Source organism: Streptomyces luteoverticillatus (assembly GCF_003970715.1).
GTDB classification, from domain to species: domain Bacteria; phylum Actinomycetota; class Actinomycetes; order Streptomycetales; family Streptomycetaceae; genus Streptomyces; species Streptomyces abikoensis.
Map to the genome: position 1 here is coordinate 794,725 of NZ_CP034587.1, position 13,498 is coordinate 808,222.

The 13,498-nt window shown below is 75.2% G+C and carries 12 protein-coding genes; 7 read left to right on the forward strand and 5 right to left on the reverse strand.

Going from position 1 to position 13,498, the window contains the following annotated elements; genetic code table 11:
• Positions 1-62 precede the first annotated feature (62 nt).
• The 3 genes from EKH77_RS03230 to EKH77_RS03240 are packed head-to-tail and all read left to right on the forward strand — an operon-like array spanning position 63 to position 4,214.
• A complete protein-coding gene (locus EKH77_RS03230; RefSeq protein WP_126912925.1) occupies positions 63-2,432 on the forward strand; it encodes an FHA domain-containing protein in 2,370 nt (789 codons plus the stop codon).
• Between the two features lie 10 nt (positions 2,433-2,442).
• A complete protein-coding gene (locus tag EKH77_RS03235) occupies positions 2,443-3,192 on the forward strand; it encodes a hypothetical protein (protein WP_206279803.1) in 750 nt (249 codons plus the stop codon).
• Positions 3,192-4,214, forward strand: a complete 1,023-nt coding sequence (locus EKH77_RS03240; RefSeq protein WP_126912926.1) for a serine/threonine-protein kinase — start codon at positions 3,192-3,194, stop codon at positions 4,212-4,214. Before EKH77_RS03235 ends, EKH77_RS03240 begins: the two co-directional genes overlap by 1 nt.
• On the opposite strand, the gene EKH77_RS03245 is transcribed toward EKH77_RS03240, so the two are convergent.
• Both EKH77_RS03245 and EKH77_RS03250 read right to left on the reverse strand, forming a co-directional pair.
• Entirely contained in the window at positions 4,202-5,281 is a 1,080-nt protein-coding gene (locus EKH77_RS03245) for a hypothetical protein (protein ID WP_126912927.1), read from the reverse strand. The genes EKH77_RS03240 and EKH77_RS03245 overlap by 13 nt on opposite strands.
• Before the next feature lie 124 nt (positions 5,282-5,405).
• Positions 5,406-5,810, reverse strand: a complete 405-nt coding sequence (locus EKH77_RS03250) for an RNA-binding S4 domain-containing protein (RefSeq protein WP_126912928.1) — start codon at positions 5,808-5,810, stop codon at positions 5,406-5,408.
• A gap of 152 nt (positions 5,811-5,962) precedes the next feature.
• Here EKH77_RS03250 and EKH77_RS03255 point away from each other — a divergent pair, with 152 nt between their 5' ends.
• Positions 5,963-6,508: a hypothetical protein gene (locus EKH77_RS03255; RefSeq protein WP_126912929.1), complete on the forward strand. Its 546-nt coding sequence runs from the start codon at positions 5,963-5,965 to the stop codon at positions 6,506-6,508.
• A 271-nt stretch (positions 6,509-6,779) separates the two neighbouring features.
• Here the strand turns inward: EKH77_RS03255 and EKH77_RS03260 are convergent, their stop codons facing one another.
• The 3 genes from EKH77_RS03260 to EKH77_RS03270 all read right to left on the reverse strand — a co-directional run bounded on the left by EKH77_RS03260 (position 6,780) and on the right by EKH77_RS03270 (position 9,850).
• Positions 6,780-7,247, reverse strand: coding sequence for a MarR family winged helix-turn-helix transcriptional regulator (locus tag EKH77_RS03260; RefSeq protein WP_126912930.1), 468 nt, complete (start codon positions 7,245-7,247; stop codon positions 6,780-6,782).
• A gap of 64 nt (positions 7,248-7,311) precedes the next feature.
• Positions 7,312-8,706, reverse strand: a complete 1,395-nt coding sequence (locus EKH77_RS03265; protein WP_126912931.1) for an MFS transporter — start codon at positions 8,704-8,706, stop codon at positions 7,312-7,314.
• 46 nt (positions 8,707-8,752) lie between these two features.
• Positions 8,753-9,850 carry a PP2C family protein-serine/threonine phosphatase gene (locus EKH77_RS03270; protein WP_126912932.1) on the reverse strand — a complete coding sequence of 366 codons (1,098 nt, stop codon included), beginning with the start codon at positions 9,848-9,850 and terminating at the stop codon, positions 8,753-8,755.
• Positions 9,851-10,044: 194 nt separating this feature from the next.
• Here EKH77_RS03270 and EKH77_RS03275 point away from each other — a divergent pair, with 194 nt between their 5' ends.
• The 3 genes from EKH77_RS03275 (at position 10,045) to EKH77_RS03285 (ending at position 13,371) form a co-directional block, all read left to right on the forward strand.
• The gene (locus EKH77_RS03275) at positions 10,045-11,004 is read left to right on the forward strand and encodes a GlxA family transcriptional regulator (protein ID WP_164737943.1); all 960 of its coding nucleotides are present in this window, start codon (positions 10,045-10,047) and stop codon (positions 11,002-11,004) included.
• 100 nt (positions 11,005-11,104) lie between these two features.
• Positions 11,105-12,568: a PLP-dependent aminotransferase family protein gene (locus EKH77_RS03280; RefSeq protein ID WP_126917852.1), complete on the forward strand. Its 1,464-nt coding sequence runs from the start codon at positions 11,105-11,107 to the stop codon at positions 12,566-12,568.
• Positions 12,569-12,636: 68 nt separating this feature from the next.
• A complete protein-coding gene (locus EKH77_RS03285) occupies positions 12,637-13,371 on the forward strand; it encodes a B3/B4 domain-containing protein (RefSeq protein ID WP_126912933.1) in 735 nt (244 codons plus the stop codon).
• Positions 13,372-13,498: the final 127 nt, after the last annotated feature.

Below are 13,498 nucleotides of genomic sequence, written 5' to 3' on the forward strand. Positions count from 1 at the left end.
CCCTTGACACCGTCCGGCACCGCCGGAAGGCGGGCGGCGGCGGTCGGCCGTAGCCTGGAGCCATGGGAGAGCGGTCGGTCGCGCCCTCCGCGCCCGAGCTCGTCGTCGAGGCCGACGGCGGCTCGCGGGTGATGAGCCCCGACAGGGTCTACCACGTGGGGCGCGACCCCCTCAGCGACATCGTGCTGCACGACGGGCGCGTCTCGTGGCACCACGCCACCCTGCGCGCCGTCGCGGACCACTGGACGCTCGAGGACACCGGCAGCACCAACGGCACCTACGCCGAGGGCCACCGCGTGACCTCGCTCGACGTGGGCCCCGGCAGCGTCGTCCGCTTCGGCAACCCCTCCGACGGGCCCGCCGTGCATGTCACCGAGGCCCTGGCGCGCCCCGCCGACCGGCCCTCCGCCGTCTCCCACCCGTCGGGCACCAGCACCTTCCGCCAACCCACCTCCGTACGCCCCCTGCCCACCCGCACCGTACGGATCGGCCGCGCCGCCGACAACGACCTCGTCCTCGACGACCTGATCGTCTCCCGGACCCACGCCGAGCTGCGCGCCCTGCCCGACGGCGACTACGAGATCGTCGACCTCGGCAGCCACAACGGCACCTACCTCAATGGCCACCCCGTGCACCGCGCCCTCGTCGGGCCCGGCGACATCATCGGCATCGGCCACTCCGCGTTCAGCCTGGTCGGTGACCAGCTCCAGGAGTACGTCGACACCGGCGAGGTCTCACTCGACGTCCAGGATCTGATCGTGGAGGTCGACGAGGGCCGCAAGACCCTGCTGGACGACGTCTCCTTCCCCGTCGGCGCCAAGACCCTGCTCGCCGTCGTCGGCCCCAGCGGCGCCGGGAAGTCGACCCTGCTCAACGCCCTCACCGGGCTGCGCCCCGCCGACCGCGGCACCGTCCTCTACGACGGCCGCGACCTCTACCGGGACTACGCCGAGCTGCGGGCGCGCATCGGGCTCGTCCCCCAGGACGACATCCTCCACACCCAGCTGACCGTGCGCCGCGCCCTGAACTACGCCGCCGAGCTGCGCTTCCCCGGCGACACCGCCAAGGCCGAACGCCGGGCCCGGGTCGAGGAGGTCATCGGCGAACTGGGCCTGGAGCAGCGCGCCGACCAGCCCATCCACAGCCTCTCCGGCGGCCAGCGCAAACGCGTCAGCGTGGCCCTGGAGCTGCTGACGAAACCCTCGCTGCTCTTCCTCGACGAGCCGACCTCCGGCCTCGACCCGGGCATGGACCGCTCGGTGATGAACATGCTGCGCGGCCTCGCCGACGACGGCCGCACGGTCATCGTCGTCACCCACAGCGTGCTCAGCCTGGACGTCTGCGACCGGCTGCTGTTCCTCGCCCCCGGCGGGCGCACCGCCTACTACGGGCCGCCCGGGGACATGCCCGGTTTCTTCGGCTTCGGCCAATGGCCCGAGGCCTTCGAGGCGTTCGAGAACGACAGGGACCGGGACTGGGCGGGCGAGTACCGCTCCTCGGCCCACCACCGGCAGTACATCGCCTCCGCCACCGACCAGCCGCGCCTGGGCGCGCCGCCCGCGCCGGAGGCGGCCCCCGCGCCGGCCAAGGCGCAGACCTGGGGCGCCCAGCTGTGGACGTTGATGCGCCGCTATGTGATGGCGCTCAGCGCCGACCGGACCTTCCTGATCATCATGGTCGCGCTGCCGTTCCTCACCGGCGCCATGGCCCGGCTGTCCTCCGGCACCCGCTTCGCCTCCGCCGACAAGGCCAACACCGTGCTGCTGATCCTCTGCGTGGGAGGCGTGCTGACGGGCGCGGCCAACGCCGTGCGGGAGCTCGTCAAGGAACGCGTCATCTACCGGCGGGAGCGTGCCGTCGGGCTGTCCCGCTCGGCCTATGTGATGTCGAAGGTCCTGGTGCTGGGCGTGATCACGGTGGCGCAGGCGATCGTCCTGGGCGTCGTGGGCCTGGGCGGGGTGGACACCCGGGCCCCCAAGGGGCAGGGCGTGCTCATGCCGCCGCTGCTCGAGATGACGCTCGCCCTGGCGCTGCTGTCGTTCACCTCCATGCTGCTGGGCCTGCTGGTGTCGGCGCTGGTGCGCAGGGAGGAGGTCACCATGCCGCTGCTGGTGCTCATCACCCTCGTCCAGGTCGTCTTCTGCGGCGGGATGATCGAGCTCAACGGCAGGCTGGTGCTGGAGCAGCTCTCCTGGCTGGTGCCGTCGCGCTGGGCGCTGGCCGCGATGAGCTCGACCATCGACTTCACCCACATCCCGCCCGAGACCGGCCAGCTCCCGCCGAAGGGCGGCGGCGGGGCCGATCCGCTCTTCCGGCACGCCGTCGGCACGTGGCTGCTCGACATGGGCATGATGGTGGTGCTGGCCCTCGTCTTCGCGTTCCTGGTCGCCCGGCTGCTGCGCCGCCACGAGCCGGCGGTGATGCGGAAGTGACGGCGCTGCCATGAGTACAGCCCCCCTGTCGTCCGGCGCGGTGCCGGACGTCCCCGGTTTCCAGCCGACCCACGTCGTGCCGAACGAGGGCCTGCCGACGTGGGCGACGCCCGACGCGGCCGTCCCCAGCGAGCCGCTGGACCCGCTGCTGCCGGTGCGGCTGCTGGCCCGGCGCGGCGACTGGGGTCAGGTGCTGTGCTCCAACGGCTGGTCGGCGTGGGTGGACGCCCGGCTGCTGGTCACCCTGCCGCAGCGGCCGCCCGGGACGGGCGGGGCGCTCGTCCGCACGGCGGACGCGCGCGAGCTGCTGGCCGGGGTGGAGGAGACGCTGGGCCGCTACCGGCAGGCGGTGGAGGACCTGACGGCGGGCCGGACGGACGGTGAGACGTTCCGGCTCACGACGCGGGACCTGCGGATCGGGGTGGTCGTGGCGGGCGAGGAGGTCTGGCTGTACGACGCGGCGCACGACCGCTGGTGCTACAGCGACGGCGCGACGATGACGACCGTCACGGGAGGCGAGCCGTCCCCGGACCGGGACGCGGGCGCCGACGCGGCGTGGGCGAGCGGCGCGAGCGCGGGCTCGACCCGCCTCGACGCAGGCGGCCCCGCCGCCGGCTCAGGCCCCACCGGGCCGGGGCCCGGGGCGACGCGGCTGAACGGCGGGGGCGCGAGGCCTGTCGGCGACGGCGGGGGATCCGGCGCCACCGGGGCCGGAGCCGACGGCTCCGGAGCCACCCGGCTCGACGGTGGGGGCCGGTGATGGCCGGCGAGGAGGAGGGGCGGCCCGCGCGGCCCGATGTGTCGCTCGGGGCCGGGCCCGGGGGGCTGATCGGGCATCAGGTCGCGAGCTATCGCGTCGAGAGCGAGATCGGCCGCGGCGGCATGGCCGTCGTCTACCGCGCCACGGACCTCCGGCTCGACCGCACCGTCGCCCTCAAGCTCCTCGCGCCCGAGCTCGCCCGCAACGACACCTTCCGTCGCCGCTTCAGCCATGAGTCGAGGGTGGCCGCCGCCATCGACCACCCCCACATCGTGCCGGTGTTCGAGGCCGGCGAGGTGGAGGGCGTCCTCTACATCGCCATGCGCTACGTGCCCGGCCAGGACCTCCGGGCGCTCCTCGACCGCGAGGGACCGCTGTCGCTGTCCGTCACCGCCCGGATCGCCGGGCAGGTCGCCTCCGCCCTGGACGCCGCGCATGCCCACGACCTGGTCCACCGGGACGTCAAGCCCGGCAACATCCTGGTCGCCGAGGGCACCGACGCCGACCACCCCGAGCACGTCTACCTCACCGACTTCGGGCTCACGAAGAAGTCCCTGTCGCTGACCGGCTACACCCGGGTGGGCCAGTTCGTGGGCACGCTGGACTACGTCGCGCCGGAGCAGATCTCGGGCAAGCCGGTGGACGGGCGGTGCGACGTCTACAGCCTGGCCTGCGTCGTCTTCGAGATGCTGACGGGGGCGCCGCCGTTCCGGCGCGAGGACGACATGGCGCTGCTGTGGGCCCATCAGTACGAGCCGCCGCCACGGCTCTCGGAGCTGCTGCCAGGGCTGCCCGCGGACGTCGACGACGTCCTGGCGACGGCGCTGGCCAAGGCGCCGGACGACCGTTTCGACAGCTGTCTGCGGTTCGTGACCGCGCTGCGGCGCACGGGGCGGGCCAGGCCGGCGCCGGAGGCGGCGGAGCCGCCGCCTCCCCCGCCGGACTGGGCGGCCGTGGTCTTCCCCGGTCCGGGTCCGGATTCGAGTCCGGGTCCCGGTCCGGGCCCGGGTCAGCGTCCCTGAGGGATCGTGAAGGGCAGCTGCTGGGAGTGGAAGGACGCGTCGCCGTTGCCGACGGAGAATCCCGCGTCCGCGCGGGTCACGTCGCGCGGGGCCGTCCGGGCGACGGCGACCTTCAGCCGGTAGACGGCCGTCTCGCCGGGGGCGAGGACGCGCTTGCCGGTGGTGGGCAGCAGGGCGGCGCTCATGCCCGGGTCGCAGCCGCCCGCGACCAGCGGGACGCGCACCCAGCCGCGGTCCGAGCGGTACTGGGACAGCGTCAGGTCCTTGGGCGTCAGGACGTGCGAGCCGCCCGCGCCGTAGGCGAAGTACGAGGCGTTCAGGGCCGGGTAGGCCCGGTCGGTGGTGTTCTTCACGGTGACCGTGACGACGCGCCCCGTCCCCCCGCGCCGCAGGGTGGCACCCTTGTCCCATCCCGTCACGGTGACGTTCGGCCGGGTGGCCTCGGCGGTACGGGCGGGGGCGCGGTAGGTGTGGCCCCGGCCGTCGTCGAGGGAGGCGGCGACCGTGAGGGTGCCGGGCCGGTCGAGGTCCTGGAGCCGCAGGGCGATGCCGACCGGGTGCCGGGGGCTCGCGTCCGGCGCGGTCACCGGGAAGGTGAGGACGCCCCGGGTGGGGAAGGATTCCGAGCCCGGCTTGGTGTCGAGGTCGACCCAGCGGCGGTCGCGCGGCTCGTAGCGCTGCACCGTCAGGGAGTCGGTGCTGAAACCCTTGCTGGCGACGTCGAGCCGGACCGTGCCCTTGGTGACGGGCGTGCGCAGGGTGACGCCGGAGTCCGACCACAGCCCGATGGGCAGCTGGCCCGGCATGCCGTACGCGAAGCTCTGCGCGGCCGTCCCGGTGAGGGCCGGCACGGGCGCCGGCTGGTGCGCGGCGGCCCACGCGGGCGCGGCGCTCGCGGCACCGGCCCGGTCCGGGCTGTCACAGCCGGCCTTCGGCGTGGCGCCGGCGGCCTGGCCCGGCGCCGCCGTGCCCATGACGAGCGCCAGCCCGGCGGCCAGCGCGGCCGCCGTTCTGACCGTGGCCTTCCGTACCGCCGACGACCGCCGCTGCGCGACCTTGAATGTCATGTACCGCCCCCCGCGATGTGGGTGTGTATCCCGTGCTCGGCGTACGTGTGTACGCGTCCGGCCTCAGAGAGGGCCGTCCACAGCTGATGGTTCCCCACGGGGAACGGAAATCCCACGTTTTCCGTCAGTGGCCGCGCAGCTGCTCCATTTCGCGCCGGTCGCGCTTCGTCGGCCGGCCCGCGCCCCGGTCGCGGACACCGGCGGGGGCGACGGCCTCGCGCGGCGGTGGCGGCGGGCTGTTGTCCTCGTAGCACTCGACGGCGACGGGCGCGCCGACGCGCTTGCGGATCAGGCGCTTGACGACCACGACCCGTTCCCAACCCTCCTGGCGCACCCGCACCTCGTCCCCGGGCCGGACGGTCTGGGCGGGCTTGGCCCGCTCGTCGTTGAGCCGGACGTGCCCGGCGCGGCAGGCCGCGGCGGCGGCCGAGCGTGTCTTGCTGAGCCGTACGGACCAGATCCAGGCGTCGATCCGTACCGCCCCTCCCTCTGTCTCCATGTCCGTAAGCCTAGGGGACCCCACCGACATGGCCGATTACCGTCGGCGCGGCCCCGCCGGACCCGGGGAGTCCGTTGACTTCTGCACCTTCCCGTGCGACTGATGTCGTGTTCACCTCAACCCCGCTCTCCGCAGTCGGCGGCGGCCGCAGGGGCCGCTCCCGGCCGGAAGGGAGTACGGCGATGAACACACCCACCATCGGCGACCGGCACCGCGGGCGCGCCGCGGCCGCCGCGGCCTTCGTGGCCGCCCTGGCGTGCGCGGGCCTCGGCCTGGGCGCGCCGTCCGCCGCCGCGGACACGGTGTCCGTCAGCTACACCTGCACCGGACCGGGCGCGCCCAGCGACGTCCAGTCCCTGCAGGTCACCGTGACCGCCCCGGCGAGCGTCCCGCAGGGCGGCACGGCGGATCTCACCGTCGAGGCCAGCACCCAGCTGAAGGTTCCGATCAGCGTCCCCGCGCAGGCCGTCACCGGGGAACTCGACCTGACCCTCGGCGGCGCCGCGTCCGGCACCGTGACGGCCACCGGCTTCACCAACCCCGACCCTGTGCCCAGCGGTTCGGGCGTGACCCTCACCGGCGGCACGGCCTCCGTCAAGCTCGACAACGCCGGCACCACGACCTTCAGCCCCGGCACGGCGAAGGTGCACGTCTTCGGCGTGACGGTGGAGTGCGCGGTCTCCGGCAGCGCGCCTGTGGCGGCGAGCACGCAGGTGACGGGCGGATAGTCGCCTCGCGCGCCGGGCGGTCACGCCGCCGTCCGGCGCCCACCGGCCGGACCCGCGCCGGTTCTCCCCGGCGCGGCCGGTCAGCGCGCCTTGCGCAGGAGGGTGAGCAGATGCCGGTGACGCGCGCGCCGGTCGACCGCGCCGGCCGGACGGCGGGGCCGCCGGTGCCTCCGCCGCCACGGCCTTCACGGTAGGGGCCGTGCGCACGACGCGCCCACGGCACGAGCCGGCCAGGCGGGCCCGGCTCCGCCGCGCCCGCCACGCGCGCGGTTCAGTCCTCCTCGGCCAGGCGCGCGAGGAGGCCGAGCGCCTCGACGACCACGGCCTGTTCGCGCTCGTCCAGGCGTTCCGCCAGGGCCCGGGCGATCCAGCCCTCGCGCTCCCGGCGGACCTCCGCCAGCCGGAGGCGGCCCTGGTCGGTGAGGGACATGATGGCCTGGCGGCGGTCGCTGGGGTGCGGGGAGCGCTCGACGAGGCCGGCTTCCTCCAGGGCGGCGAGGGTCGCGCCCATCGACTGCGGGCGCACGCGCTCGGCGCGGGCCAGGGCCACGGTGGTGGCGGGCCCCTCGCGGTCGAGCCTGCTGAGCGCGGCGGCCTGCGAAAGCGTCACGTCCGTGCCCTCGGAGGCCGCGCGCAGACGGCGCGTCAACTGCCCGGTGAGCACGCGGAGCCGGGCGGCCGCCTCGGTCAGTTCGGCGGACGGGGCGGGGGCGGCGGTGGGCTGCTCTCGGTCCTTCATCAAGCAAGGGTACCTTTCGAACGGCCGGTGATCCGGGGCCGGGGCGAACCGGTCCGGACGGACCTCACCCCGCGTCGCCCGGGCCGCGCGGCAGCTCGCGGTCCGCCAGGGTCGCCACCAGCAGGAGCGCGCTCAGCGCGCCCAGGACGAGGGCGAGGGAGTGGAGCCCGGACGTGGAGGCGCGGTCCCCGTAGAACAGGCCGATCAGGCTGGAGGCGGCGATGGCGCCCGTGTACTGCGCGGTGCGGAAGAGGCCTGCGGCGGTGCCCGTCTGCTCGGCGGGGGCCTGGGCGTACAGGGCGGTCTGATTGCCCACGGCGTTCAGCCCGTTGGGCAGCCCGAAGAGGGCGCCGAGGACGACGAGGAGCACCACGGGGCTGTCCGGCCCGGCGCACAGCAGCACTCCGGTGGCCACCACCATCGCGCCGGTGCCCAGCAGCAGCGGAGCGCGCACCCGCTTGCGGCGCGAGCCCAGCCAGGAGGCCACGGCGGCCACCACCGACATCGGCAGCATCAACAGCCCCGCGGTCGTCGTCGAGCGGCCCGCCGACTCCTCCAGCCACTGCGCGTAGCCGTAGAGGACGCAGTAGAGGACGAGGAAGGCCGTGGCGTAGCGGATGTAGGTGCGCACCAGTGGGCGGTTGGCCGCCAGCATCCGCAGGTCGAGGAAGGGGCGGCGGGCCCGGAGCTCCCATGCGACGAGCGCCGCGGCGAGGGCGCCGCCCAGCGCGAGCAGGGACCACCGGGGGTGGTCGAGGCGCATCAGGAAGAGCACGGCGGGAAGGGTGACCCCGGCGAACAGGGTGGCGCCCAGCGGGTCGAGGGCCGTCCAGGCGGACTCCCGTTCGCCGGCCGGGCGCGGGGTGTCCTGGGGCAGCCAGGCCAGGGTGAGCAGAAGCCCCACCGCCGCGAGCGGGGCGTTGACGACGAAGATGGCGCGCCATCCGGCGAGTCCGGTCAGCAGCCCGCCGAGGGCCGGGCCGACCGCCGCGCTGGCGAGGCCGGCGACGGTGAGGGCGCCGAGGACGCCGCCCGGGGGTTCGCGCCGGAGGCGGGCGGACTGGGCGCGGATCATGGCCATCGCGGCGGGGTAGGCGGCGGAGGTCCCGACGCCCAGGGCGACCCGGACCGCGATCAGCTCGCCCAGCGAGTCCGCCCGTAGCGCGACGAGCCCGGCCAGGGCCACCAGGACCAGTCCGGCCGCGTAGACGCGGCGGGGGCCGTACCGGTCGGCGACCTTGCCCATGGCGGGCTGGGCGACGGCGCTGGCCGCGTAGAGGCCGGAGACCAGCCAGGCGGTGCCGGCCGCGCCCGTGCCGAGCGCGCGGCCGATGGGGACGAGGGCCGTGGAGATCATGGTCGAGTTGACCGGGTTGAGCATCGACCCGATGACGATCGGCACCACGAAGCGGGGGCCGAAGCCTATGGATCCGAGCGGCCCGGACGAGGAAGGCGACATATAGGAAGGCTAACTTCCCAGAAGCTCACCTTGCAAGGTTGTCTTTCTATTGTCGTCTTTCCATGCGGACGATCAGCAGCGCGGCGTCGTCCGCCAGCTCGCCCCCCGTGTAGTCCCGCAGATCGGCCATGATCCGGTCCGCCAGCTGCCCCGGCGTCAGATCGGGCAGCGCCGCCAGCCGCTCGCCCAGCGGGTAGAAGGTCCCGGTCGCGTCGCGGGCCTCCGTCACCCCGTCCGTGTAGAGCACGAGTGTGTCGCCCGGCGCGAAGGGGGTGCGCAGGACGTGGTACGGGCCGGGGTCCAGCTGCCGCAGCGCCAGCGGCGGGTCGGGCGTGGGCGACTGGATCTCGGCGACCTCGCCCGCACGCCACAGCAGCGGCGGCAGGTGCCCGCAGTCGACCAGCTCCACCGCGCCGTCCCCCACCGGCACCCCGAGAAGCACGGCCGTCACGAACTCCTCCCCGGCCCCGCGCCGGACGACGGTGGCGTCCAGCCGCCGGGCGACCCCGTCGAGCCCGGGCTCGACCTGGGCGGCCTCCCGGAAGGTGCCGAGGACGTCGGCGGCGGTCTCCACGGCGGCCAGCCCCTTGCCCCGCACGTCGCCGAGCAGCAGCCGCGTCCCGTACGGCGTGCCCAGCACCTCGTACAGATCGCCGCCCACCCGCGCCTCGGCCGCCGCCGAGGCGTAGCGCACCGCGATCCGCAGGCCGCCGATCCGCTCCGGCGCGGGGCGCAGCAGGGCGCGCTGGGCGGCCTCGGCGACCGAGCGGGACTGGAGGAGCTGGCGCTCGCGGGTCGAGACGAGGACGACGTTGGCGGTGGAGACACAGGTGATGGCAAGCACGGTGGCCCCGGCCGTGAGGTGGACGGGCAGGGCGACGCCGGGATCGGCGAGGGCCAGCGGGGCGACGAGCAGCAGCGCGATCAGCCCGGTCGCCAGGGGGACGCGGGCGCTGCGGGTGCCGAGGCTGGCGAGCGCGGGGGCGGTGGCCAGCACCGGGGAGAAGGTCAGCGAGGGGTTGGTGGCGAGGTCCAGCGCGACGGCGGCGGCGAGCAGCACGTAGGCCGCCACGACGAGCGGGCGCACACCGCGGGGCAGCGTCGGGGCCGCCCCGGGCACCTCGGGGCCGGGGTCTCGCTTCATGGCTGTCTTCCACCCTAGGGGCCGGGTGGGGTGCCGCAACCGCTGTGACGGCCGTGACCGGCCCGGGGCCACCGCTCATGGCACAGTGCGCCTTATGACCCGAAAAAAGGCCATTGCTCCATAAAGGTGATCGTTGACCCGTTCGGCCGTGCGCCCCCGGGGCGGCGCTCGATGATGGGCCCGTGAGCGGCAAGGTGGTGACGCGCGACGTCCTGATCGTCGTGTACGACGGAGTGCAATTGCTGGACGTCGCGGGGCCCTTGGACGTCCTCGACCGGGCCGGCGGCGACGGGGACGGCGGCTACCGGGTGCGCCTGGCCTCGCTGGGCGGCCGGTCCGTGTTCACCTCCGCCGAGGCGCAGTTGGGCGTCTCGGCGGACCTGACCCGGATCCGCAAGCCGCCGGACACCCTGATGGTGGCCGGCGGCCGGGGCTACGCCGCCGCCGCGTCGGACCGCGAACTGGTCCGGCACGTACGGCGGCTCGCCACCGGGGCGCGGCGGACGGGCTCGGTGTGCACGGGGGCGTTCGTCCTGGCCGAGGCCGGTCTCCTGGACGGGCGGCGGGCCACCACCCACTGGGCGTTCTGCTCCGAACTGGCCGCCGGGTATCCGGAGGTATCGGTCGAGCCGGACGCCATCTTCGTCCGGGACGGCGCGGTCGTGACCTCGGCGGGGGTGACGGCGGGCATCGACCTCACCCTGGCGCTGCTGGAGGACGACCTCGGCCCGGAGGCGGCCCGTGCCGTCGCCAAGTTCCTGGTCGTCTTCATACAGCGCCCCGGCGGCCAGTCCCAGTTCAGCACCTGGACGCGCGGCGACCCGCCGCGCGGGGGCGCCCTGCGCGAGCTGGTCGAGGACATCGACGCCCACCCGGCGGGCGACCGGTCGGTGCCCACGCTCGCCGCGCGCCTGGGCATGAGCCGTCGCCACTTCAGCAGGCTGTTCAGCCAGCAGGTGGGGACCAGCCCCGGCGCCTATGTGGAGCGGGCCCGGGTCGCGGCGGCGCGGGCCCTGCTGGAGAGCACGCCGGACAGCGTCGACGCCATCGCCGGGCAGTGCGGCTTCGGCACGGTCGAGACGATGCGCCGCGCGTTCGTCCGCGAGACGGGGGTGTCCCCGGCCGCGTACCGCGACCGCTTCCGCAGGGTCTGACGCCTCGTCCGGTGCGCTCGTCCGGTGCGGCCACCGGCCGTCGGTCCATGCCGGGGATCTCGCGGATGATCTCCCGTGGTGCAATTCACGAGTGAACGCGATGGTCAATTCCGCTGGTCCCGCCGCTGATCCAACCGCTGGTCCCACTGGTGGGACGGCCCTGGGCGGCCCCGGCGGCGATCTCCACCTCGAGCTGCCGGACGGCCCCGGCGGGCGGCGCGGCGCGCTGATCCGGGCCCTGCGCGACGCCGTCCGCACGGGCCGGCTGACGCCCGGCACCCGGCTCCCGCCCTACCGCTCCCTCGCCGCCGACCTGGGCCTGGCCCGCAACACCGTCGCCGACGCGTACGCCGAACTCGTCGCCGAGGGCTGGCTCACCGCCCGGCAGGGCTCCGGCACCCGCGTCGCCCACCGGGCGGACCCGCCCCGCGCCGAGCACCTCCGCCGCCCCACGGCCCCCACCCCGCTCCGCGGTCCCGTCCACGATCTGGTGCAGGGCACCCCCGACGCGTCCTGCTTCCCCCGCACCGCGTGGGTAGCCGCCACCCGCCGCGCCCTGACGGCCGCGCCCAGCGAGGCCTTCGGCCCCGGCGACCCCCGGGGCCGCCCCGAGCTGCGCCACGCCCTGGCCGACTACCTCGCACGGGCGCGCGGCGTACGGACCGACCCCGAACGGATAGTCGTCTGCGGCGGCTTCGCCAACGCCCTGCGGCTGCTGGGCCGGGTGCTGGAGGGGACGGTCGCCGTGGAGTCGTACGGGCTCGGCTTCCACCGCGGCCTCCTCACCGAGGCCGGGCTGCGGACGGTCACCCTGCCCATCGACGAACACGGCGCGCGGGTCGACCTGTTGCCCGCCACCGGCGTGAGCGCGGCCCTGCTCACCCCCGCCCACCAGTTCCCGACCGGCGGCCCCCTCCACCCCGGGCGCCGGGTCGCGCTCGTCGACTGGGCGCGGAGATCGGGCGGGCTGGTACTGGAGGACGACTACGACGGCGAGTTCCGCTACGACCGCCGGCCCGTCGGAGCCGTTCAGAGCCTCGACCCGGAGCGGGTCGTCTACCTCGGCACGGCCAGCAAGAGCCTCTCCCCCGCGCTGCGGGTGGGGTGGATGGTGCTGCCGGGGCACCTCGTGGACCCGGTGCTGGAGGCGAAGGGCGAGCGGGAGTCCTGGACGAGCGCGCTGGAGCAGCTGACCCTCGCCGAGTTCATCGCCTCGGGCGCCTACGACCGCCACGTCCGCCGGATGCGCCGCCACTACCGGCGGCGCCGCGACCGGCTCGTCGCGGCCCTCGCGGAGTCCGCCCCGCACGTCCGGGTCACCGGGATCGCGGCCGGGCTGCACGCGGTGCTTGAGCTCCCGCCGGGCACGGAGCGGGCCGTCGTCCGGGCCGCCGCCCGGCGGGGGCTGGCCGTGGAGGGGCTCGGCGTCTACCGGTACGGGGAGGCGGCCGGGGTGCCGGGCGACGGCCTGGTCGTGGGATACGGCACTCCGCCCGAGCACGCCTTCGCGGGCGCGCTGGAGGCGCTGTGCGGGGCGCTGCCACCGGCGGACGGGGTACAGTAAAAAGCACCCTTTGGTTCATGATGTTGCCCTAAAGGACCCGAGGAACCGTACCGACCCGAGGAGCAGGCATGACAACCGGCACCGGCACCGTCGACACCGCCGACATCGGGACCTGGCTCGAGGCCGTGGCCGTCGACCCCTCCGTACGGGAGCTGCGGCCCGACTACCGGGCCCTGGTCGTCGTCGCGGAGGGCCTCGTGCCCGGCCCGAGCGACGACGCCAGTGAGAAGCTGCTCGCCGGGGCGGAGGAGACCGCCCGCGAATGGCTGGCGCACACCGCCCCGGAGGACCACCCCCACCTGGCCGCCTGGCGCGAGGCGTTCCGCGCCTTCGGCGCCAAGCCGCAGCGCACCCGCCCCAGCGCGGAGGCGCTGCTGCGCCGCGTGCCCGCCGCCGGGCTGCCCCGGGTGGACCGGCTGACCGACATCTACAACGCGATCTCGGTCGCCCACGTCCTGCCGCTGGGCGGCGAGGACCTCGACCACTACCGGGGCCCGGCCCGGCTGGTCCGCGCCACGGGCGAGGAGCCGTTCGAGACGACGGGCGGCGGCGAGAGCGTGACCGAGCTCTGCCCGCCCGGCGAGGTGGTCTGGCGCGACGACGCCGGAGTCACCTGCCGCCGCTGGAACTGGCGCCAGTGCGCCCGCACCCGGCTGACCCTCACCACCACCCGAGCGGTCTTCATCCTCGACGCCCTCGGCCCCCTCGACGACCCGTCCCTGACGACCGCCGGGGACGCGCTGATGATGGCACTCGGGGAGAGCAGCCCGGGGGCGCGGGTGGCCTCGCGGCTGGTCCGATAGGGGGCCGGAGCCCTGAGGGCGGTGCCGCTCGGCCGACGAGGCCAACGAGCACGAGATGCTGATGGTTCTGCTCCAGCGGATCGCCGCCCACCTCGACGCCCTGGCGGCCGAAACGCCCCGGTAGCAG

Bases quoted from the DNA above. Each gene is read 5' to 3' on its own strand.
- EKH77_RS03245 (WP_126912927.1), bottom strand. From the start codon at position 5,281: ATGACATTCAAGGTCGCGCAGCGGCGGTCGTCGGCGGTACGGAAGGCC.
- EKH77_RS03260 (WP_126912930.1), bottom strand. From the start codon at position 7,247: ATGAAGGACCGAGAGCAGCCCACCGCCGCCCCCGCCCCGTCCGCCGAA.
- EKH77_RS03285 (WP_126912933.1), top strand. From the start codon at position 12,637: ATGACAACCGGCACCGGCACCGTCGACACCGCCGACATCGGGACCTGG.
- EKH77_RS03265 (WP_126912931.1), bottom strand. From the start codon at position 8,706: ATGTCGCCTTCCTCGTCCGGGCCGCTCGGATCCATAGGCTTCGGCCCC.
- EKH77_RS03235 (WP_206279803.1), top strand. From the start codon at position 2,443: ATGAGTACAGCCCCCCTGTCGTCCGGCGCGGTGCCGGACGTCCCCGGT.
- EKH77_RS03230 (WP_126912925.1), top strand. From the start codon at position 63: ATGGGAGAGCGGTCGGTCGCGCCCTCCGCGCCCGAGCTCGTCGTCGAG.
- EKH77_RS03240 (WP_126912926.1), top strand. From the start codon at position 3,192: ATGGCCGGCGAGGAGGAGGGGCGGCCCGCGCGGCCCGATGTGTCGCTC.
- EKH77_RS03270 (WP_126912932.1), bottom strand. From the start codon at position 9,850: ATGAAGCGAGACCCCGGCCCCGAGGTGCCCGGGGCGGCCCCGACGCTG.
- EKH77_RS03280 (WP_126917852.1), top strand. From the start codon at position 11,105: ATGGTCAATTCCGCTGGTCCCGCCGCTGATCCAACCGCTGGTCCCACT.
- EKH77_RS03250 (WP_126912928.1), bottom strand. From the start codon at position 5,810: ATGTCGGTGGGGTCCCCTAGGCTTACGGACATGGAGACAGAGGGAGGG.
- EKH77_RS03255 (WP_126912929.1), top strand. From the start codon at position 5,963: ATGAACACACCCACCATCGGCGACCGGCACCGCGGGCGCGCCGCGGCC.